General features: G+C 60.2%; 19 protein-coding genes, 2 tRNA genes and 1 pseudogene. 3 read left to right on the forward strand and 19 right to left on the reverse strand.

Translation table 11 applies throughout. The features are described 5' to 3' along the window. Positions 1-78: 78 nt before the first annotated feature. Genes ACE3O2_RS09295 through ACE3O2_RS09335 form a run of 9 tightly spaced genes read right to left on the reverse strand, consistent with a single transcriptional unit; the run spans position 79 to position 6,398 of the window. The gene (locus tag ACE3O2_RS09295) at positions 79-1,758 is read right to left on the reverse strand and encodes a glycosyltransferase (RefSeq protein WP_374336865.1); all 1,680 of its coding nucleotides are present in this window, start codon (positions 1,756-1,758) and stop codon (positions 79-81) included. Beyond that, complete coding sequence (locus ACE3O2_RS09300) at positions 1,755-2,120, reverse strand: 3-hydroxyacyl-ACP dehydratase FabZ family protein (RefSeq protein WP_374336867.1); 366 nt, start codon at positions 2,118-2,120, stop codon at positions 1,755-1,757. Before ACE3O2_RS09300 ends, ACE3O2_RS09295 begins: the two co-directional genes overlap by 4 nt. Further along, positions 2,117-3,376 carry an AMP-binding protein gene (locus ACE3O2_RS09305; protein WP_374336869.1) on the reverse strand — a complete coding sequence of 420 codons (1,260 nt, stop codon included), beginning with the start codon at positions 3,374-3,376 and terminating at the stop codon, positions 2,117-2,119. Before ACE3O2_RS09305 ends, ACE3O2_RS09300 begins: the two co-directional genes overlap by 4 nt. Next, entirely contained in the window at positions 3,373-3,951 is a 579-nt protein-coding gene (locus tag ACE3O2_RS09310) for a hypothetical protein (protein ID WP_374336871.1), read from the reverse strand. The genes ACE3O2_RS09305 and ACE3O2_RS09310 overlap by 4 nt, the downstream gene beginning before the upstream one ends. Beyond that, positions 3,948-4,199 (reverse strand): acyl carrier protein, encoded by a 252-nt coding sequence (locus tag ACE3O2_RS09315; RefSeq protein ID WP_374336873.1) that lies wholly within the window; start codon positions 4,197-4,199, stop codon positions 3,948-3,950. Before ACE3O2_RS09315 ends, ACE3O2_RS09310 begins: the two co-directional genes overlap by 4 nt. Positions 4,200-4,225: 26 nt before the next feature. After that, the gene (locus tag ACE3O2_RS09320) at positions 4,226-4,486 is read right to left on the reverse strand and encodes a phosphopantetheine-binding protein (RefSeq protein ID WP_374336875.1); all 261 of its coding nucleotides are present in this window, start codon (positions 4,484-4,486) and stop codon (positions 4,226-4,228) included. Beyond that, positions 4,473-5,234 carry a lysophospholipid acyltransferase family protein gene (locus ACE3O2_RS09325; RefSeq protein ID WP_374336877.1) on the reverse strand — a complete coding sequence of 254 codons (762 nt, stop codon included), beginning with the start codon at positions 5,232-5,234 and terminating at the stop codon, positions 4,473-4,475. Before ACE3O2_RS09325 ends, ACE3O2_RS09320 begins: the two co-directional genes overlap by 14 nt. Before the next feature lie 14 nt (positions 5,235-5,248). Continuing rightward, complete coding sequence (locus tag ACE3O2_RS09330) at positions 5,249-5,926, reverse strand: beta-ketoacyl synthase chain length factor (RefSeq protein WP_374336879.1); 678 nt, start codon at positions 5,924-5,926, stop codon at positions 5,249-5,251. 13 nt (positions 5,927-5,939) lie between these two features. Next, entirely contained in the window at positions 5,940-6,398 is a 459-nt protein-coding gene (locus ACE3O2_RS09335) for a hypothetical protein (RefSeq protein ID WP_374336881.1), read from the reverse strand. A 244-nt stretch (positions 6,399-6,642) separates the two neighbouring features. Here ACE3O2_RS09335 and ACE3O2_RS09340 point away from each other — a divergent pair, with 244 nt between their 5' ends. After that, positions 6,643-7,845, forward strand: coding sequence for a DUF3142 domain-containing protein (locus ACE3O2_RS09340; protein ID WP_374336883.1), 1,203 nt, complete (start codon positions 6,643-6,645; stop codon positions 7,843-7,845). An 8-nt stretch (positions 7,846-7,853) separates the two neighbouring features. Beyond that, positions 7,854-10,058, forward strand: a complete 2,205-nt coding sequence (locus ACE3O2_RS09345) for a tol-pal system YbgF family protein (RefSeq protein WP_374336885.1) — start codon at positions 7,854-7,856, stop codon at positions 10,056-10,058. Here ACE3O2_RS09345 and cysG read toward each other — a convergent pair. The 4 genes and pseudogenes from cysG to ACE3O2_RS09365 form a co-directional block, all read right to left on the reverse strand. Then, a pseudogene (cysG, locus tag ACE3O2_RS09350) lies at positions 10,009-11,455 on the reverse strand (siroheme synthase CysG). The gene ACE3O2_RS09345 and the pseudogene cysG overlap by 50 nt on opposite strands. Before the next feature lie 20 nt (positions 11,456-11,475). Continuing rightward, positions 11,476-12,519 carry an NADP(H)-dependent aldo-keto reductase gene (locus ACE3O2_RS09355; RefSeq protein ID WP_374336886.1) on the reverse strand — a complete coding sequence of 348 codons (1,044 nt, stop codon included), beginning with the start codon at positions 12,517-12,519 and terminating at the stop codon, positions 11,476-11,478. A 137-nt stretch (positions 12,520-12,656) separates the two neighbouring features. Further along, positions 12,657-13,445 (reverse strand): tetratricopeptide repeat protein, encoded by a 789-nt coding sequence (locus tag ACE3O2_RS09360; protein ID WP_374336888.1) that lies wholly within the window; start codon positions 13,443-13,445, stop codon positions 12,657-12,659. 230 nt (positions 13,446-13,675) lie between these two features. Continuing rightward, positions 13,676-14,674 (reverse strand): porin, encoded by a 999-nt coding sequence (locus ACE3O2_RS09365; RefSeq protein WP_374336889.1) that lies wholly within the window; start codon positions 14,672-14,674, stop codon positions 13,676-13,678. Between the two features lie 224 nt (positions 14,675-14,898). Here ACE3O2_RS09365 and ACE3O2_RS09370 point away from each other — a divergent pair, with 224 nt between their 5' ends. Beyond that, positions 14,899-16,047: a 2-methylaconitate cis-trans isomerase PrpF family protein gene (locus ACE3O2_RS09370; protein ID WP_374336890.1), complete on the forward strand. Its 1,149-nt coding sequence runs from the start codon at positions 14,899-14,901 to the stop codon at positions 16,045-16,047. 16 nt (positions 16,048-16,063) lie between these two features. On the opposite strand, the gene ACE3O2_RS09375 is transcribed toward ACE3O2_RS09370, so the two are convergent. From ACE3O2_RS09375 to ACE3O2_RS09400, 6 genes are all read right to left on the reverse strand, one after another. After that, positions 16,064-16,140 (reverse strand) — tRNA-Arg (locus ACE3O2_RS09375). 64 nt (positions 16,141-16,204) lie between these two features. Next, positions 16,205-16,280 (reverse strand) — tRNA-Thr (locus ACE3O2_RS09380). 117 nt (positions 16,281-16,397) lie between these two features. Then, positions 16,398-16,811 carry a ClpXP protease specificity-enhancing factor gene (locus tag ACE3O2_RS09385; protein ID WP_168877790.1) on the reverse strand — a complete coding sequence of 138 codons (414 nt, stop codon included), beginning with the start codon at positions 16,809-16,811 and terminating at the stop codon, positions 16,398-16,400. After that, positions 16,808-17,404: a glutathione S-transferase N-terminal domain-containing protein gene (locus ACE3O2_RS09390; protein WP_168877791.1), complete on the reverse strand. Its 597-nt coding sequence runs from the start codon at positions 17,402-17,404 to the stop codon at positions 16,808-16,810. Before ACE3O2_RS09390 ends, ACE3O2_RS09385 begins: the two co-directional genes overlap by 4 nt. A 198-nt stretch (positions 17,405-17,602) precedes the next feature. Continuing rightward, the gene (locus tag ACE3O2_RS09395) at positions 17,603-18,385 is read right to left on the reverse strand and encodes a cytochrome c1 (RefSeq protein ID WP_168877792.1); all 783 of its coding nucleotides are present in this window, start codon (positions 18,383-18,385) and stop codon (positions 17,603-17,605) included. A gap of 19 nt (positions 18,386-18,404) precedes the next feature. After that, on the reverse strand, positions 18,405-19,658 hold the full coding sequence (locus ACE3O2_RS09400; RefSeq protein WP_374336893.1) for a cytochrome bc complex cytochrome b subunit: 1,254 nt from the start codon (positions 19,656-19,658) through the stop codon (positions 18,405-18,407). Between the last annotated feature and the right edge of the window lies 1 nt (position 19,659).

Raw genomic sequence — 19,659 nt, forward strand, 5'->3', positions numbered from 1 at the left:
CACCGGGCTCGCTTGAGTACCGCCGGGTAGCGTTGTGAAGTGTTCAGTTTTCATCGGTTTGACTCAGCCACTTTGTCTTTATTGCTTCCGGTTTCGTGCCCAGAAGTCGAAAAAATTGAACCATTGTAATGGCGCTTGCTGGCAATACCAGGTCAGACGGTCAGCGTATTGCTGTACGTACCGGGAAATGGCTTGTTGTCGCTCGCCACGCGGCAATACCAGTTGCTCAGCAAATGCCTCGAACTCGACCTGATAACCGGTGTCAGTTTTCAGGCAGAAGAACAGGTAGACCGGACACTCCAGCAGTGCGCCCAGGATAAAAGGCCCCTGCGGAAACAAGGCCTCGTGCCCAAGGAATTGGGCGGGCACCACTCGGCCATTGTCCGCCGGCGGGGTACGATCCCCCACGATCACCAGCAGTTCACCCTGGTCTACTTTGTCGCGCAGGCGAATGGCGGTATCCGGCCCCATATCGCTGATCTGCAGCAAGTTGACCTGAAATTGCGGGTTCACACTGGACAACGCACCATTGAAGCGCTGGGCATGCTCGGTGTACACCACCGCGTTGACACGCGCAATGCCATTCAGATTGGCCAAGGCACGCAACATTTCCAGATTGCCCAGGTGCGCACCCAGCAAGACCGCACCCTTGCCACTGGCCAGCAAGGCTTCAAACGCGGGCTGCTGCGGAAAACGGATGGCGCGGTGTGCCACCCGTCCAGTCCAGGCCGCCAGTTTGTCCAGCCCCGACTCGGCAAAGCTGAGGATGTGCCGGTAGGCATTGCACCAGCCGGGCGCGGGGGTCACGCCACCGCTGACTTGATGCAAGCGTGAAAGGTATTCATATGAGGCGCGCCGAGCACGCCCACTGGTCAAGGCAAACCAGAGAACGATCAGTCGCAACAAGGCCTGCGCACCAGCATCTCCCAGCAGCCGGTACGTCAGCATGACAAGGTGCAGCCCCAGCGAGGTTCCACGCTCGTCCTGACGCGACCAATGTTGCTCCTCAAAACGGCGAGGGAAGCATTTGCGCCACAGCAGCAGGGGGCTGCGCCAAAGCATGCCAAAGAACAGCCGGGTATGCATGGCTGAAATCCGGACATTGTCCCGCAGCATGTCAAAGTGAGAGAGGCCACCTTCCGGGTAAATCACCCGGGTCGGCTGGTTGATGACGGGTAAGCCCGCCCAGAATAGTCGGACGATGATCTCGATATCAAACGCCATGCGGGAGGGGATGCGGACCCGGTCAATCAACTGCACGGTGGGTGCGACCGGGTATAGCCGAAAGCCGCACATGGAATCCCCGATGCTGAATGACAGGGTTTCTACCCACACCCAGAAATGGGTGACCAATCGGCCATAGCGACGCCCCGCCGGGGCCGAAGCATCGTAGATCGGTTTGCCCGAGATCACCGCCCAGGGGTTGCTTTCGCCCACGGACATGAAGGCCGGCACATCATCGAGATCATGCTGGCCATCCGCATCCACCTGCAAGGCGTGGCTAAAGCCCAGCCGGTGCGCCTGACGCATGCCATGCAGAACAGCAGCCCCCTTGCCCGCATTCTGCGGCAGATGAAACAGCGTGACGGTGGGCTGCTGTTCGGCAAGCTGGACCAGGATATGCCGGGTTGCTTGGTCCGAACCATCATCGACAATCAACACCGGATAGCCGTACACGGACAGCCGGTCTACCACAGCCGCGATGGTGTCCTTGTGGTTATAGATCGGGATGATGATACAGGGGTTGAAACGCATCATGCCTCAGCCGGAGCGAACTGCAGTTGCCCCATGGAAAAAATCTTGTCGCTGTCCAGCGCCAGGTATTTAAAGTCGAGCCGGGCCTGCGTTGCCTGCCAGGACAGCAGCAAGCGCAGTTCGTCACCCGGCAGCACAGGGGCGGTAAACTTGAGGGCTTTCATGCCAGACATGGCGATCAGCGGCAGCCCCAAATGCAACCGTGCCAGCCGGACGGCCCAATCAAGCTGCACCACCCCCGGTAAAATGGGCATGCCGGGAAAGTGACCTTCGAAATAGCGAAGGGTCGGGCTGACCTGGAACTGCAACGCCACATGCTCCGCCGTCGCAGTCATGACCGTCACATCAGGCATCCATGCACTCATTGTGGCTCCTGCAACAAGCGCACCAGATCAGCCTGAACCAGCTTGCCGCGTTCGTTATACGGCAATTGCTTGCACAGTCGCCAACGGCGCGGCAGCAATATCGGGTCATAATGCTGCAACAGGTGGGTTTTCAAGGCAGACAGCAGCGCTGTACGTACCGGCGGCGCCAGCTGCGAGGGTACCAGCACGCCCCCCAGAACGGTTCGTCCGCCCAGGGCAACTGGCGCCAAGGCAGCCTCCTGTACCCAGTCATGTTGCCGTAGCAGGGATTCCATCGCATCCAGCGAGACCCGCTTTTCGGCGATCTTGACGATACGATCCAGCCGCCCCATCAGCTCAAACCGGCCATCACGGGCAAAACGTACCGCATCCTCGGTTTGCCAGACACCCGGTGGCGGTAAAAAGGGGGATTGTACCCGCAACGCGCCTTGCGCATTGCTATCCAGCAAGACCGTGGGCAACGCCTGCCAGCGCGCATCTTGCTGCTGGTCACGCCAGGCCATGCCTCCAGTTTCCGTGCTGCCCAATACCTCCACAACCGGAAGTTGCCAGGCTTGCTGCAGCCGACACGCATCCATGCTCGACAGTAAGCCACCGGAGGAAAAAACCGCCTTGAGTCGCCCTGCCACCTGCTCGGGCCGGAGGAGCTCCGGCAGGCGGGATAACTGCGAAGGGGATGAAACCAGTATGGCGCCAGGCAAGGCTTCCAGCCGCTCCATCAATCCGGCTGGCTCGCTGACGACGTCGTTGTCCCACACTCGTCCGGCACGTAATGGCCACAGCAAGCGGAAGAGCAAGCCATAAACATGGTGTACCGGCACCGTGCTCAGTACAGGTGCTCGCCCCAGCTGTGAACCCCAGCACTGTTCCAGCACATCACACTCACGCAGCAGCTGATCCAGCTGCTTTGGCACGCACTTGGGTTCGCCACTGCTTCCGGATGTGTACAACTCGATCTGATGTACATCTGCCGGGGTGGGCTCCGGCAGCGTCTGCAGGGCAGCCAGGGTCGCTGGCTGAAAATTGGGCGGAATGACAGCAATATCGCCATCCGCCAATGCCGCGATCAACGTGGACAAAAACGCCAACGGCTCAGCAGCCGTGAGCAGGCGGCGCCGAGGTCGGCCATCACCCCGCACAGATTGGAGGGCGGCCTCATGCAACACCGATGCGGTAATGCGCTGCGAGCCGGCACAGGCCACCACGCTGTCGGGAAGCAGGCCAGGCGCCAGGCGTGCCAACAAGGGGAGCGTCATGCCGCAGCCCCTGCTTTGACACGTTTGCGCACCAGCATTTCGCCCAGAAACAATACCCCCATCAGCGCATACGAGACCAGACCGTTATACACCAGCCAGGCCTGCCGTGAATGCAGTGTGGTGGCCAGCGCCACCAAGGCATTGAGCAGAAAAAAACCACACCATACCTTGGTCACCTGCCGGGTGTAATGCACGGCAGCAGGGGGCAATGCAGGCTCCCGCAAGCGGGCAAAGCGCTCAATCATGCTGGGAGGGGCCCAGAGCGTACGGGCAAACAGCATCAACATGATGCTGCTGACGGCAATCGGGTAATACAGCAGAAGTTCAGCCCGGTTGCTGAGTGAAATGGCTGTGGCCAGGCTGGCCAGCAGCATGACGCCCAACCACTCCACCCACGCCATGTTCATGACGAAGCGCAACCCCATCAGCCCATAGCGCAACACCAAGAGTGTCAGCAGCATGAGGCCCAGCCAACGCGGCTGTATGGTTTGCAGGCCATAGTACACTGCAAACGGGTAAGCCAGACTCAGTAGTACCAGCAGACCACTGAGCAGACGATGCCCGCGCAAGGTCATGCAGCCAGCAGTTGCTGAACCGCAGCAATCACATCGCCAACCGTGCGGACTTCCTTGAAGTCTTGCGGTTGAATGCGGCGACCCGTCAACTTCTGCAGGCCGATGGCCAACTCGACAGCATCAATGCTGTCCAGATCAAATTCTGTAAACAAATTGGCGCCAGCGTGCACCCGCTCTGGATCAATTTCGAAGTTCTCACTCAGTATCTGCTTGATATGATCGAGAATGGTTTGATCTGTCATGCTCATGGTAGGTACTTCCAATACGTTTGTTTTTATTGGTGTGCTTGCTGGCGTACCAAGGCCGCCAGCGCTGCAATACTGCGAAAGTGTTCCCGGGTACTGCTATCTCCGGCTTCCAGCTCAATCTGGTACTTCTTCTTCAGGGCAATGCCCAGCTCCAGCGCATCAATTGAGTCCAGCCCCAAACCCTCGCCAAACAGCGGGGCGTCCGTCACGATGTCATCCGGGGTCATGTCCTCCAGGCTGAGGGCATCAATCAGCAGTTGTTTGATCTCGTGTTCAAGCGTATCCATACTCAGTCAGTCTCGATTGGAAAAGGGCATGCAATGCTTCGGAAAGCTTACGTGCGCCGATGGAGGGATTGGCAACCTCACCGATCAGTTGCGATACATCGGTCTGTGCCAGGACACGAACCGTAAATACAAAAGGTTGCGCCGGTGCAAGCCACCAGGATGCGCCCTTGGTCAGCGTCGGTGGCGTACAGTGCAGCAACACCGGCACGACCCTGGCCGTAGCCCGCAAGGCCACATGCGCCGCGCCACGCTGGAACTTCATGGACTCACCAGGCACCGTTCTCGTCCCTTCCGGAAACAGGATCAGCGCATCACCTGCGCTAATGGCCTCGGCACACGCATCCAGCGCCTGCTCCGGCGATGTGTTCTGCACATACCCTGTTGCCCGCACGATGCCCCAGAAGAAAGGGTTTTTCCACAACGCGCCTTTTACCAGACAATTGGCCTCCGGCATCAACGCCAGCAATACGACCACGTCCAGGTAGCTGGGATGATTGGCCAGCACCAGACTCTGCCGCAGCGTTGCCAGCTGTGCCACATCGTGCACCACCAACTGCATACAGCCGGTAACCCGCAATGTGCCGAGTAACCCCCGGAAGAAGAAGTTAACCATCTTGCGGGCATGCCGCTGCTTCTTCTGCACCGAGCCCGGCCATAACAGTCGATACAACACGCACAAGGTGGACACGCCAATGCCACCTATGGCAAAAAAGCTGAAGCACGCGATTTGAATACCGGTGCGCCACATACGGCTCAAAGTCCTCATGGCAGCAAGGTCCAAGTCCATGAGCCACGCTGGCCAGTCCAAGTAGCCGTCCCTTTTCCCTGCAGTGCTGTGAGGCACGCATCAACTTGAGCAGCGGGCAGCGGACTATCCACACGAACACTGTCATCAAAGGTCAGCTGCAACCGAGTCCCATCTCCCCCGCCCAGCAGCACAGCCAGCCCGCAAGGTGTGGCAGGGTCTGTCTTTTGCACAGCAAACGGCTGAGGTGCGGGCTCCTCCGCAAACAGAAACAACACGGGTCTGGACGGGCTGCGCCCATAGCGAATGCAAGCCTCCAGCAATCCCCAGCCCAAGGTTTCCGCACCGGCCGATACCGCAGTAATGGCCGAAGTATCCTGTCGGGAAATCGACAGGATACCTGGCAGTGCATTGAGCACTGACAAACTGAACTGTGTAGGCGATGCCGCCTCGCCTTTCAGCAATCCCTGCACCACCTCTACCGTCCGTTTGAGTTCGCCGTGACGTGAGGCATAAACCAATTCAACAGACGACAAGCCCCCCCAGCACTGAGCAGCAGCCCATGATGCGCCTCTCGCCAAAGGCGACAATCTGCGGCGCAACATGGGCTCAACCTCCGCCCCTGCCAATTTGGCATCCATCGCTGGATCTGGCCAACTTGCCCAGCCCAGCAGGGGTGCTTGCCATCTCAACACAGTGCAGCCCCGCTTACAGCTTGTTCAGTTCCCGCTGAATAGCCATGCGCAGGTTATTGACCCAGCTGTTGTAGTTCGGATGAATCACGCGAATACCGTCAGGAGACTTGTCGTTCGGAGCCATCTGCCGATAAACATCCAGATTGGACACTTCATAGTTCAAGTTAATGCTGCTGCTATACAGGATGGAGTATTTGGTTGCATCGTAGGGGATATTCACGACAGCCGTGTGCTTGTTACGCACCAGCACAGTTGCCACCAGCCCTTTGCCGTTCGGGTTGGCATGCACTTCCCAGGTCAGCCCGTTTCCTGCTGCGATGATCGCCTCACGCACTTGCTCAGCCTTGACTGGCTTGCCGGATGCGGTCGCCACAGGGATGTCAATCCAGTCAATCACCGGGGCCGATTGGCGAGCCTGCGCGGCAGACATCACGCCCAAGGTCAACAGTAAACCGGCAAAAATCGCTTTCATGTCGTACACACTCCTGAAGTTAAGCCAAGGAAATATATAAACCCATAACTATAACATGGATTTATGACTCTTTTCCAACCCGATCATGACAAGCAAATTTTTTTCTAACCTATGCCATGCCAGCCATGACCGCAGACTGTTAAGCCCCTCTCACGCCCCCGGCGTAAACCTTCACACCGTGTCACGGTGGCAGCCCTTATACTCAGCGCATTCTGGTTCACTGCGTCTGCCCCGGGTTTGCCTTATGTGGCTTTATCGTCTGCTGTGCGGTTTGTCATGCTGCCTGTTGCTGGCTTGCCAGCCGGAGCAGGCCGCGCCACAGTGGGGACATGATGCCTATATCTGGCAGCGAGCCTGGCGTCCGGCCCTGCTGCAGGCGGTGCAAGAGGGTGGCGCGTTGTTCCAGCAGTGGCGAGTCTTGGGGCTGGAGGGCGACGCACGGTCCGGCAGCTGGTACCGGGTCAAGGTGAATGCTGCCGCCTTGCAACGCTCGGCGCACCCGGTGTGGCTGGTGGTGCGGATGAATGGCGCACTCGGCCAATATAATGAAGCGGACACCTTGCGCACCATCATGGACACCCTGGCGCAGTGGCAAAGTCTGGGTATTCCGCTGGCCGGGCTGGAAATCGACCATGATTGTGGCGAGAACAGCCTGCCCGCTTATACCCGCTTCCTGCAGACCTTGCGGCAGCAGCTTAAGGGCAAGTTACCGTTGTCGATCACCATGCTGCCCGCCTGGCTGGATAGCGCGCAGCTGGGCCACATCATCGCGGCCAGCGATCAGCGCGTACTGCAGGTGCATGCCGTACAGAACCCACGCAAGGGCCTGTTTCACCCGCAACAGGCTGAGGACTGGATTCGCCGCCTGTCCCGCTCGACGGATCAACCGTTTCGCGTCGCCTTGCCCAGTTATGGCTCGATGGTCAGTTTTGATGACTGGGGCAATCTGGTCGGTATTGAGAGTGAAGCCCGTACCGGCGTGACCGGTGCACAGCGCCAGGAGCTGATTGTGCCGCCCGCCCAGGTTGCTGCCTTGCTGCAGCGCTTGCGGCAGGACCCGCCCAAAGGCTTGAGCGGCTTCGTCTGGTTTCGTCTGCCCACGCGCGAGGACCAGCGCGCCTGGCAGCTCAGCACCTTGCAAGCGGTAATCCACAATCAGCCTTTACTACCCCGGATCCGGGTCGGGCTGACGGCCCGTGACCGTGCTGGGCTGCATGATGTGACCTTGATCAACGATGGCAATGTGGATGCCCCCCTGCCAGCCATGCTGGAAGCGCCCTACACGTGCGGCACGGGCGATGGTATTGGCCCCTACCGCGCGCAAGAGGGCGTCAACGGCCTGCTGTTGCAGCGTCAGCAAGCCGGCCTGTTGCGCCCCGGTCAGCGGCTCAACATTGGCTGGTTGCGCTGCAGCGCCCCACCTTCCTCCCTCATCATTCACGACTGAGCCCACCCATGCGCCTTCGTCTTCCGTTGTCCCCACGCCTGCTGCTGGCCAGCTCTGCCCTGCTCGGCTTGGTGGTCTATGCCTGCGGTCCGGAATTCAACTTGCTGCTGAGCGACCGCCGGTTCACCCTGCAAGCGCCACCCAGCAGCGGCTTCCGTCACGATGCACAGCGGCTGGTGCCCAAGCCCGCGTTGAAATTACCCGTAGGGCGTGATCTGGAAAAAGAGTGGGAGCAAGGGTTGTATGATCTGCCTCCCTTGCCGGATCGGGAATCCATCGACAAGCAAACCTTGAGCGCCAGCCAATTCAAACAGGTACAAGCCATGCGCGCCGAGCGCAACGGTGAGCGCGCCTACGCACTGGGTCAAGGCCTGCCGGAAGCCATACGGCTCTACACCGCGGCCGCCGTCGACTATCGCGAACATGACTTTGATACCGCTCTCCAGCGCTTTACTGCCATCTCGCAGTTACCAGAGGCAGAACAGCGCAGTCGCGGCATCTGGGCGTACTATATGTTGGGCAAACTCTACAGCCTGAATGGAGATGCCCCCCAGGCGCACGCGGCATTTGCGCGCAGCCGGGAACGTGCAGCCCAAGGCTGGCCGGACCCGCTGTTTCTGGCGGTGGCCAGCTATGGTGAAGAGGCACGCCTGTTGCTGGACCAGGGCAAGCTGGAAGCTGCCCTTACCCTGTATGCCACCCAGGCCAGCTATGGTGATGCCAGTGGCCGCAGTTCACTCAAGCAACTTGCCCGTACCTTGCTGCAACAGCCGCAGGACACTCGCCTCATCCTGCACAATCCACTGGTTCAACGTCTGCTGGCCGCCTATGTGCTGGATCATGCCGGCAACCGGCTGCAGTGGGAAACCACCTTTGGCGATAAGCCCGATCTGAGCGACTTGCGGACCCAGGACTCCCCACTGCGTCAGCTCACCCTGCTGGTCCAGTCTGCCGGGCTGGCAGACTTTCCCGAATCGGGCCGTCTGGCCGCAGCCGCCTACGGCGGGGGAGACTATGCCCTGGCCCAAACCTGGGCGGAACGTGGCAAAGGCGCGTGGAACCACTGGGTGCTGGCCAAGCTGGCCCTGCGTGAAAGCAATCAGCGCCGTGCAGCCCAACACTATGCAGCTGCCTTGCGTCTGCTCACCTCTGCCGACAGTGACCGCACCCGCCTGCAACTGCAAGGCGAGGCCGCGCTGCTGCACCTCTCGCGGGATGAAACGCTTAAAGCCTTCCAGCTGCTCTACCAGCAAGCCGACCAGCACTGGATGGATGCGGCGTATCTGGCCGAGCGGGTCTTGACGGTGGAGGAGCTGAAAGCGTTTGTGGACCGCAAGGTGCCGCAACCACCCTCACCCGCGTACCGCATGGTGGATGGCCAGAAGCAGCCCGAGTACAACCCGGCCATGCGCTGGCCAGCCACCCAGCCCGCCGCCCAGCTGCGGGACTTGCTCGCACGCCGGCTGGTGCGGCATGGCCGTTACACCGAGGCCCTGCCCTACTTCCACGCGGCGGACAATGCCTGGTTTGCGGACCCGCAGGTCAGGGAGCATGTCGAAGCCTATGCCTCCGCTCTGGCCGACAGCCGCAGCGCCTGGACCCGCGCCGGGCGTGCCGAAGCCCTGTACCGTGCGGCGCGGTTGGCGCGTGACCACGGCATGGAGATGATGGGCTATGAAATGGCGCCGGATTACTTTTCCAATGGCGGCCAGTACGACGGCCCGGAAGTCACGCTGGAATCCAACGATGCCTTTGTGGGAAATATCGAGCGACGCATCCACTGGCGTGAGAGTGCGCCACCAGAGCTGCGTTTCCACTATCGCCATACGGCCGCCCGGCTGGCCGAACAGGCCGCAGATGCCATCCCTTCTCACACGCAAGCCTACGCCACCCTGCTGTGCAAGGCCGGTGCCTGGGTGCAGCGAAGCGATCCGGATCAATCCCGTACCTACTATCTGCGCTATCTCCAGCACGGCGCCTTGCTCGATGGCAAGGGAGGCATGCTGCTGGACAGTGAGAACATCCGCTTTGGTACCCACTGCCCTGAGCCGGACTTTGACGCGGCCGCACAGGCCGCACGCGCCGAATACCTGCAATCTGCCGGACAGTGGGCAGCACAGAACCGGGTGTCGCTGGCCGGACTGGGCCTGCTGCTGATGCTGCTCACCGGCCCTGCCCTGTGGCGTCGCTGGCGTACACGCCGCCCGGGTTAGAGCGGATCGGCACGGTCGTCGTGCCAGCGCAGCTTGTCGTGCAGCCGCACCACGTCACCAATGATGATCAGCGCCGGCGAACGAATGCCGTGTGTCTCGATCAAGCTGGGCAGCTCCGCCAAGGTGCCGGTGCGTACCCGCTGCTGCCGGGTGGTGGCCTGCTCGACCACGGCGACCGGTGTTTCCGGCAAGCGGCCATGCTCGATCAACTGACGGCAGATGTCCGGCGCCTGTGCCACGCCCATATAGACCACCACCGTTTCGCTGGGGTGGCTTAGCCGCGCCCAGTCCAGCCGGGTTTCACCCTCGCGGCGATGACCGGTGACAAAGGTACAGGCTTGTGCGTAGTCGCGGTGTGTCAGCGGGATACCGGCATAACAGGAGGCCCCGGCAGCCGAGGTAATGCCCGGCACCACTTCAAACGGGATGCCATGCTCGGCCAGGGTTTCGATCTCTTCCCCGCCTCGGCCAAAGATGAAGGGGTCGCCGCCCTTCAGGCGCAGCACCTTCTTGCCTTGCTGCGCCAGCTCCACCATCAGCAGATTGATGTCCTGTTGCGGCAGCGCGTGGTTGTTGCTGCGCTTGCCGACGTACACCCGGTCCGCATCGCGGCGCACCAGCTCAAGAATGGCCGGGGCCACCAGATTGTCGTACAGCACCACATCCGCCAGCTGCATCAAGCGCAGGGCGCGGAAGGTCAGCAGATCCGGGTTACCGGGACCACCGCCCACCAGATAGACACAGCCCTGCTGTAGCTGGGCGGCATCCGCCGCCTCCAGTTGCCGCGCCAGCGTCTCTCGGGCCGCTTCCAGCTGACCGGCGAACACCTGCTCGGCCACCGTGCCTTCCAGTACGTCCTCCCAGAACAGGCGACGGCTGGCCGGGTCCGGCAATTTCTGTTTCGCCTGACTGCGGAAAGACCCCGCCAGTTTGGCCAGCTCGCCATAGCCGTGGGGAATCAGCCCTTCCAGCCGGGTTCGCAGATGACGCGCCAGCACCGGCACCCCACCTGAAGTCGAGACGGCAATCACCAGCGGGGAGCGATCGACAATGGCGGGCATGATGAAACGGCACAGCTCGGGTTGGTCCACCACATTGACCGGGATACGTTGTGCTTCAGCCGCCTCGAATACCGCTCGATTCACCGCCGGGTCATTGGTTGCGGCAATCACCAGCCGCACTTCCTGCAGGTGCTCCGGCAGGAAACAGGCCGGCTGATGGCGCATGCGCCCTGCCGCGACTTCGGCTCTCAGCGCGTCGCACAACTCTGGCGCAACAATCTCCACCTTCGCATGTGCATCCTGCAACAAGCGTGCCTTGCGCGCTGCCACCTCGCCACCGCCCACCACCAGCACTGGCAGGTCACGCAGCTGAAAGAAAACCGGGAAATAGTCCATATTGAGTCCTGAGCAGCCCTTCAGGGGGCTGGATTGGGGGAATCCTGTTGAATCATGTCGATGGCGGCGAGCAGCTCGGCATCCAGCGTCAGCTGCTGGCTATCCAGTGCCGACTGCAGTTGCGGGCAGGTGGTCACGCCAATGATGGTGCTGGCGACGAAGGATTGCTGTCGGACAAAGGCCAGCGCCATTTGCGCGGGGTCCAGCCCCCGCTCACGGGCCAAGGCCACATAGCGGGCAATCGCTTGCTGTGCCTGAGGTTTGCGATAGCGCCCCCCAAAGGCCGGGAAGGCCGACAAACGGCCGTTTGCAGCCGGGTCGTCCAGATATTTGCCGCTGAGTGCGCCAAAGGCGAGCGGGCTGTAGGCCAGCAGCGGCACACGCTCACGGTCCGCCACTTCGGCTAGTGCCGACTCAAAGCTGCGGTTGACCAGGCTGTAGGCATTCTGAATGGAGACAATGCGCGGCAAACCATATTGCTCGGCCAACCGCACGAATTGCATCACCCCCCACGCGGTTTCGTTGGACACCCCGATGTAGCGCACCTTGCCACTCGCCACCAGCGCGGAAAGGGCTTCCAGCTGGGCATGCACCGAGGGCGTATCCGCCGGGTCACTTTGTGCTTGATAACGGGTGCCGCCAAACATCGGCACATGGCGTGCGGGCCAATGCAGCTGGTAGAGGTCAATGTAGTCGGTTTGCAGACGGCGCAAGCTGTGGTCGACAGCTTGCTGCAATTGCTGCCGGGTGTACTGGATGGCCTCATGCGGACGCAACCAGTCCATGCCCCGGGTGGGGCCCGCCGCCTTGGTGGCGATGATGAAACGATCGCGTGCCTGCTGCACCAGCCAGCTGCCCAGATACTGCTCGGTTCGACCAGCGGTCTCGGCACGCGCCGGGACCGGGTACATTTCGGCGGTATCAATAAAATTGATGCCGTGCTCCGCCGCCATCGACAATTGTGCATGGGCATCGGCTTCATGGTTCTGTTCGCCCCAGGTCATGCTGCCCAGACAGATGGCGGAAACCTTGAGCGGGCTGTCGCCCAGTGTGTGATACAGCATGTGGACTCCGGCAAAAGGCGCGGGGTACAACACCCCACGCCTTCATTGTAACGGTATCCACACACACCCGGGCAAGCAGACGCAACAGGCTTGATCCGGCGCAACCCGGACTCAGCCTCTCCACTAAAGCGCTGGCATCAATACAGCGAGCAAGCGGGCTGCAAGCCATGCTCGCACAGCCGTTGCAGGTTATCGCGGGCCAAAGGGTAATTCTGCCGCGCAGCCTGATAGAACCAGTACAGGGCAGCCACCAGATCACGCTCCACCCCATCGCCCGCCAGATAGAAGGTCGCCAGATTATTCTGGGCGGCAGGCAGGCCGGACTCCGCGGCCAGCCGGTACCAGTTGAAGGCCGCCCCTGCGTCTCGTTGCACCTCTTCACCACTGTCCAGCAGCTGTGCCAAGTTATATTGCGCCTGTGGCAAACCCAGTACCGCAGCTTTCTGGTAGGCCTGCATCGCGGCGGGCACATCACGCGGCCCGGCCACCCCATTTTCCAGCATCACGCCCATGTTGTACCACGCGGCAGGCATGCCCTGCTGGGCCGCCTGCTGATACCGATGCAGCGCTTCCGCTTCATCCTTGCTGCCGCCCACCCCATTGAGCATCATCATGGCAAGGCTGAACTGGGCATCCGCGCTGCCATGATCGGCCGCACGCAGGAACCACTGCCGGGCCAATGGATAATCCAGCGGCAAACCATAGCCCTGTTCATGCAAGCGCCCCATGGCATATTCCGCTTCTGCATCGCCCTGCTCTGCCGCCATGCTCACCCGGCGCAGCACATCCGGTGGCAACGCCAGGGTACTCGACACAAACTCCACGGACTGGGCTGCAGGATCAGGTGGTGGTGCCATGCTCAGACTGGCAACAGCAGGCAGGGGGAGCAGCAAAGTGATATACAGGAACAACCGAGAGGGTTTCACAGCTCACCTCCTTTCGTGGCGAACCGGTCTTCCGGTTTTTATCCTAGTCCTGTCCCCGAGGGGGAAACCATGACTAGCCGATCAACGGTCAGTCATTTTGAACCTGTGCCTGCGGCAGCCGACGAAAGGTCGATTTACCTTTTGCCATCGCATAAAAAAACCTCCCCGAAGGGAGGTTTCAAGACTGCAGCCACCGGCTGCAGTGACCATAGGAGACCGAGCTAAAACGATCAGAATGCGTGGCGCATGCCGATGAAGAAGCGGTTACGGCTGTCTTCGTTGGTGGTCTTGTCACGCATGGTTTCAATGAAGGCCGAGGTACGCTTGCTCAGGTTGTAAGCAGCGCGCAGCGACAGAATGCTGCGGCGGTTGCTGTTGAAGCTGTACTTCTCGCGGGCAGCGAACAGGCCCAGATCCACCTTGCCAATGGTGTAGTAGGCGTACACACCGAAGGCCTTGGTGGTCTTGTTGCCCGGTTCCTTCTTGCGCTGATATTCAGCGTAGGCACTAAAGTCACCAAACTTGGCACCGCCGGTCAGGTTATAGGTATTGGTGCTGCCTGCGGATTGCGACAGCTTTTCGTAACCGGCACCGATGTCCCAATCGGCCGCATCGTAATCCAGACGCAGGCTGGTGGAGGTGGTGGCCTTGGTGGTGGCAGTCTTATCCTCACCGGTAGACCATTGCAGCGAACCGGTGAAACCACTCAGGTTCGGGCTGTTGTAACGGACCATGTTCTTGGTGCTGCCCGGACGACCAAACACGGTCGTGCCGGATGCCTTTCCATCGGCCGCATTCTTGTTGCCGCCGGTGCCGCCAGCCCCCATCACCACAAACTGGTCGTGCTTGCCGTCATTGAAGTTGTCGTAGCCACGGCCAAACACCATCTGACCGAAGCCACCCTTCAGGCCCACATAGGCGCGATCGTTACCAAAGGTCCCATCACGCGACTTGCCGTTTTCGTCGTAGCCACTGCCATCCATGGCAAAGCGCTGACGCACGATCCATACCGCTGACAGACCATTGCCCAGGTCTTCGGTGCCGGAAAAGGCCATTTCGCCACGACCATCCACGCCAACTTCAGAGGCATCAGCAGCATTTGAAGCCATTTTGTTCTTCCACTGCACACCGGCACGCACATAGCCGGAAATGGTGACATTGCCGCTGTCGGCAAAGGCAGCCGGGGCCAGCATGGTAGCCATCAGCGCTACCGTCAGTTTCTTTTGCATGATCATTCCCTTGAGTATTGATTTCATTTGGCGTACCCCGGCAACGTACCGGGGCACACCGCAGAGCAGGCGCATCCCGTTCTCTGCTGCGGCGCAACGACGCTTGCGTCATCGGCCTCCGTTATACCGACCGTTTCCTACATGCGGGTTACCGTTGCATGAAACGCGCGATCCAGCTGAGGCTTGTTGCATAATTGCCCTCATGATCATGTGCAGGAGTCATCATGACCCTATACCGACTACCCGCGCTCTATATGCGAGGTGGCACCAGCAAGGGGCTGTTCTTCAATGAGGCCGATCTGCCTGACGACCCGGCTTTGCGCCGCACCCTTCTGATCCGTGCGGTGGGCAGCCCGGACCCTTACGGCGCACAGATGGATGGCATGGGTACCGGCATTTCCAGCACCAGCAAGGTGGTGATCCTGCAGCGCAGTACCCAGCCGGATTGCGATGTGGACTACTGGTTCGGGCATGTCGATATTCAGCGCGGCACGCTGGATGAATCCGGCAATTGCGGCAACCTGAGTGCTGCGGTAGGCCCGGCGGCCTTGCTGATGGGGCTGCTGCCCGCGCAAGGCGAGCAAGTAGACATCCGTATCTGGCAGCAGAACCTGGGGCAGCGCATCATCGCCACCGTCCCGCTGCAGCAGGGCTGGCCCGCCTGCGAGGGCGATTTCAAGCTTGATGGCCTGGCTTTTCCCGGGGCGGCCATCCAGCTGGCTTATCTGGATCCGGCAGGAGAGTCCGCCGGGCTGTTCCCGACGGGGCAGCCGCTAGACATCCTGCACTTACCCGATGGCAATACCCTGGAAGCCACCTTGCTGGATTGCAGCAACCCGCTGATTCTGGTGCGCGCAGTGGACCTGGGCCTGAACGGAACCGAGTTACCGGCAGAAATCAACGCGGATGCGGGCTTACTGGCCCGGCTGGAGACGATTCGCGCCAGCGGTGCCGTTGCCATGGGACTGGCCCGGACCGTGGCTGAAGCCAGTCAACTGCGGCCTGCCACCCCCAAGCTGGCGCTGCTGAGTGTCGCGCAGGATTATGCCAGCACCACGGGCGAGCCTGTCCGGCGAGAGCAGCAGCATCTTACGGCCCGCATCCTGTCGATGGGCAAGCTGCACCATGCCTTTACCGGCACCGGCAGCCTGGCGCTGGCGGTAGCCACCTTGATTCCTGGCACCCTGGCCCATGCCCTGAGCCGCCCGGTTGACGGCAGTCTGGTGCGCTTCGGTCATCCATCGGGCTATAACGAGGTGGATGCGACGGTGGAGTCGGTGGCAGGCCAATGGCAGGTGCGGCAGGTGAACATGACGCGCACGGCGCGCTGCCTGATGCAGGGCGTGGTGTGGGTACCACTGGAGGATCATTAAACAGCATGGGGTGAGATGGCGTGCCCGACAGGGATCGAACCTGTAACCCCCAGCTTAGAAGGCTGGTGCTCTATCCAGTTGAGCTACGGGCACGTTGTGGCCGATCGACTCGCGGCAGGCCGGGAAGGCTGAATGAAACCTTGCTGCTGAAACAGGGTGGTGCCGACGACCGGAATCGAACTGGTGACCTTCGCATTACAAGTGCGCTGCTCTACCTACTGAGCTACGTCGGCATTCGCATCAACCTGTTACCCGATGCGGTCGGCTAGTTTAAAAGAAGCAACAGCAAATTGGAAGCCTCAGCACGGGGATTCCACACCGAGGCCTCATCCCTGTACAGGGCGTGATGCTTATTTGACAACTTTCAGCCTGGGGCGCTCGGCCTTCTCCGGCTCAGGCTGCACCTCATCCCCCGGGCCTTCATCCGTAGGTGGTGGCTCCGGCTGGCCATCGTCGTTCACCTCAAACGCCATGCCGGTACCATCCTCGCGGGCAAACACCGCACGCACCCGGTTCACCGGCACATAAATCTGGCGGGAGGCCCCATTGAAGCGGGCGGAAAAGGTAATCACCTCATTCCCGATTTGCAAGCCTTGGGTGGCCGTCGGGCTGATGTTGAGGGTGATTTCACCATCCTTCACATACTCTACCGGAACGCGAGTCTGCGCGGAGACCGCGACCACCAGATACGGCGTCATACCGTTATCACAGCACCATTCATGAATGGCGCGGATAAAGTAAGGGGTGGTCGTGATCACACTCACTTGCGCATGGCCTTTTCGGAAGCAGTCAGCGAATCAATAAAGGCCTGGCGGCTGAACAGGCGCTCGGCGTACTTCAGCACCGGCGCGGCCGTCTTCGGCAGCTCAATGCCATAGTGTTCCAGGCGCCACAGCAGCGGGGCGACCGCCACGTCCAGCATGGAAAACTCCTCGCCCAGCATGTATTTCTGCTTGGTGAAGATCGGGGCCAGCTTGCTCAGGCCATCACGAATGGCGGCGCGTGCCTTGTCCACGCCCTTGCTGCCCTCTTCCAATGCCTCGACATGAACAAACAGCTCCCGTTCAAAGCCATGCAGGAACAAGCGTGCACGTGCGCGCATGATCGGATCGGCCGGCATCAGTTGCGGATGCGGGAAGCGTTCATCAATGTACTCATTGATGATGTTGGACTCATGCAGGATGAGGTCCCGCTCGACCAGCACCGGCACCTGGTTGTAGGGATTCATCACCGCCAGATCTTCTGGCTTGTTGTGAATGTCCACATCCACAATCTGGAAATCCATGCCTTTTTCAAACAGCACAATGCGGCAACGGTGGCTGAACGGGCAGGTGGTCCCGGAGTACAGGGTCATCATGATGCGGACGTCGCTCCATCAAACAAATCGTGAAAGCGGCATTTTAGCAAAGTGGACATGCCCATGACCAGAAAAAGATTACAAGTCCATGAAAACAAAGAGGAAAACAAGAAAAACCAGCCAAATAATAGCTGCGACCAGCATAAAAAAACGGGGGCCAAGCCCCCGTTTCTACACACCAGACAAACCGGCGTGTGCTTAATGCACTTCTTTCCAGTAGTCCTGCTTCAGCAGATAGACAAACGGCAGCAGGATCAGGATCAGGAAGAACAGTACGCCGTAGCCCAGCTGCTCGCGGAACACCTGATGCGGCTCACCCATCCAGACCAGATAGTTGACCAGATCGGTCACCTTACGGTCATATTCAAGGGTGTTGGCCTTGCCATCATTCAGTGAGGTCAGCAGGCCCGGCTTCACCAGTTCCAGCTTTTCCAGCACTTGGTGCGGTTTGTTTTCGTGATCTTTCTCCGTCTTGTAGACGGCCACTTGCTCGCCTTGCAGCTCCCACAGCACGTGCGGCATGCCTACCTTGTCGAACACTTTGTTGTTCCAGCCGGTCGGGCGGCTGCTGTCACGGTAGAAACCGCGCAGGTAGGTGTACAGCCAGTCGGCACCGTTGTCCTTGGTGCGGGCAATCACGGAGAGGTCCGGCGGAACCGCGCCAAACCACTCCTTGGCTTCCTTGCCGTTCATGGCCACCGTCATCGGGTCGGTTACCTTGTCGGCCGCGAACAGCATATTGGCCTTGATCTGCTCTTCCGGAATGCCAATGTCGGCCAGACCATTGAAACGCATGGCCTGGGCGGAGTGACAAGACAAGCAGTAGTTGACAAACACCTGTGCGCCACGCTGCAGGGATTCCTGATTGCGCGGGTTGATCTCGACGTGGTCGAGCTGCACAGACGACTCATTAGCCAGAGCCAGCACCGGGGCGACACAGGCCAGCAACAGCAGTTGCTTGATCATGCGGGTCAATTTCATCACCGTATCCGTCCCTTGCTCACATGGTTACCCGGCTAGGCACCGGTTTCACTTTGTCGATGCTGGTAAACACCGGCATCAGAATGAAGAAGGCGAAGTAAACCACGCTCAGGATACGGGCGATCAGTGTACCCATGTCAGTTGGCGGCTTGGTGCCCAGATAGCCCAGACCCAAGAAGGCCACCACAAACAGGGCCAGTGCGCTCTTGTATAGCACGCCACGGTAGCGGATCGACTTCACCGGGCTACGGTCCAGCCATGGCAGGAAGGCAAAGGCCAGCACGGAGGCGCCCATGGCGGCCACACCGGGGAACTGGGAACCCAGAATCGGCGGAACCGCGCGCAGGATGGCGTAGAACGGGGTGAAGTACCATACCGGCGCAATATGCGGTGGCGTCTTCAGCGGGTCTGCCGGGATGAAGTTGTTGTACTCCAAAAAGTAGCCACCCATTTCCGGCATGAAGAACACAATAGCGGTGAACACGATCAGGAATACCACCACACCATAAATATCCTTGATGGTGTAGTAAGGGTGGCTATAGATCGCATCCAGATACAGGCCGGTCTTCGGGTCTTTCGGCTGCTTCTTCACTTCAATGCCGTCCGGGTTGTTGGAACCCACTTCGTGCAGTGCCATCAAGTGAGCAGCCACCAGACCGATCAGCACCAGCGGCAGCGCAATCACGTGCAGCGCAAAGAAGCGATTCAGGGTGACACCAGACACCACATAGTCACCACGAATCCACACGGCCAGATCCGGCCCGATGAACGGCACCGAGCCGAACAGGTTAACGATCACCTGTGCGCCCCAGAAGGACATCTGCCCCCACGGCAGCAGATAGCCAAAGAAGGCTTCGCCCATCAGCGCCAGGAAAATCATCACGCCGAAGATCCAGATCAGCTCGCGCGGCGCTTTGTAGGAGCCGTACAGCAGGCCACGGAACATGTGCAGGTAGACCACCACAAAGAACATGGAGGCACCCGTGGAGTGCATGTTGCGGATCAGCCAGCCACCCGGCACATCACGCATGATGTATTCCACCGACCAGAATGCCTTCTGTGCATCCGGCACGTAGTTCATGGTCAGGAAAATGCCGGTAACAATCTGCAGCACCAGCACCAAAGCCGCCAGTGAACCGAAGTAGTACCAGAAGTTGAAGTTCTTCGGAGCAGCATATTTGCCCCATTGCTCTTCCCACATGCGGGTGAGCGGGAAGCGCTCATTGACCCAGCCGAGCAGGCCGTTTCGGTCCTGTTGCACGCTGTTCGCCATG

It is taken from the genome of Leeia sp. (assembly GCF_041909055.1).
GTDB lineage: Bacteria > Pseudomonadota > Gammaproteobacteria > Burkholderiales > Leeiaceae > Leeia > Leeia aquatica.

Coding starts and splice junctions, on each gene's coding strand:
- ACE3O2_RS09390 (WP_168877791.1), bottom strand. CDS start 17,404: ATGATGACCCTGTACTCCGGGACCACCTGCCCGTTCAGCCACCGTTGC.
- ACE3O2_RS09395 (WP_168877792.1), bottom strand. CDS start 18,385: ATGAAATTGACCCGCATGATCAAGCAACTGCTGTTGCTGGCCTGTGTC.
- ACE3O2_RS09300 (WP_374336867.1), bottom strand. CDS start 2,120: ATGAGTGCATGGATGCCTGATGTGACGGTCATGACTGCGACGGCGGAG.
- ACE3O2_RS09370 (WP_374336890.1), top strand. CDS start 14,899: ATGACCCTATACCGACTACCCGCGCTCTATATGCGAGGTGGCACCAGC.
- ACE3O2_RS09345 (WP_374336885.1), top strand. CDS start 7,854: ATGCGCCTTCGTCTTCCGTTGTCCCCACGCCTGCTGCTGGCCAGCTCT.
- ACE3O2_RS09365 (WP_374336889.1), bottom strand. CDS start 14,674: ATGCAAAAGAAACTGACGGTAGCGCTGATGGCTACCATGCTGGCCCCG.
- ACE3O2_RS09315 (WP_374336873.1), bottom strand. CDS start 4,199: ATGAGCATGACAGATCAAACCATTCTCGATCATATCAAGCAGATACTG.
- ACE3O2_RS09305 (WP_374336869.1), bottom strand. CDS start 3,376: ATGACGCTCCCCTTGTTGGCACGCCTGGCGCCTGGCCTGCTTCCCGAC.
- ACE3O2_RS09320 (WP_374336875.1), bottom strand. CDS start 4,486: ATGGATACGCTTGAACACGAGATCAAACAACTGCTGATTGATGCCCTC.
- ACE3O2_RS09355 (WP_374336886.1), bottom strand. CDS start 12,519: ATGCTGTATCACACACTGGGCGACAGCCCGCTCAAGGTTTCCGCCATC.
- ACE3O2_RS09340 (WP_374336883.1), top strand. CDS start 6,643: ATGTGGCTTTATCGTCTGCTGTGCGGTTTGTCATGCTGCCTGTTGCTG.
- ACE3O2_RS09310 (WP_374336871.1), bottom strand. CDS start 3,951: ATGACCTTGCGCGGGCATCGTCTGCTCAGTGGTCTGCTGGTACTACTG.
- ACE3O2_RS09295 (WP_374336865.1), bottom strand. CDS start 1,758: ATGATGCGTTTCAACCCCTGTATCATCATCCCGATCTATAACCACAAG.
- ACE3O2_RS09400 (WP_374336893.1), bottom strand. CDS start 19,658: ATGGCGAACAGCGTGCAACAGGACCGAAACGGCCTGCTCGGCTGGGTC.
- ACE3O2_RS09325 (WP_374336877.1), bottom strand. CDS start 5,234: ATGTGGCGCACCGGTATTCAAATCGCGTGCTTCAGCTTTTTTGCCATA.
- ACE3O2_RS09335 (WP_374336881.1), bottom strand. CDS start 6,398: ATGAAAGCGATTTTTGCCGGTTTACTGTTGACCTTGGGCGTGATGTCT.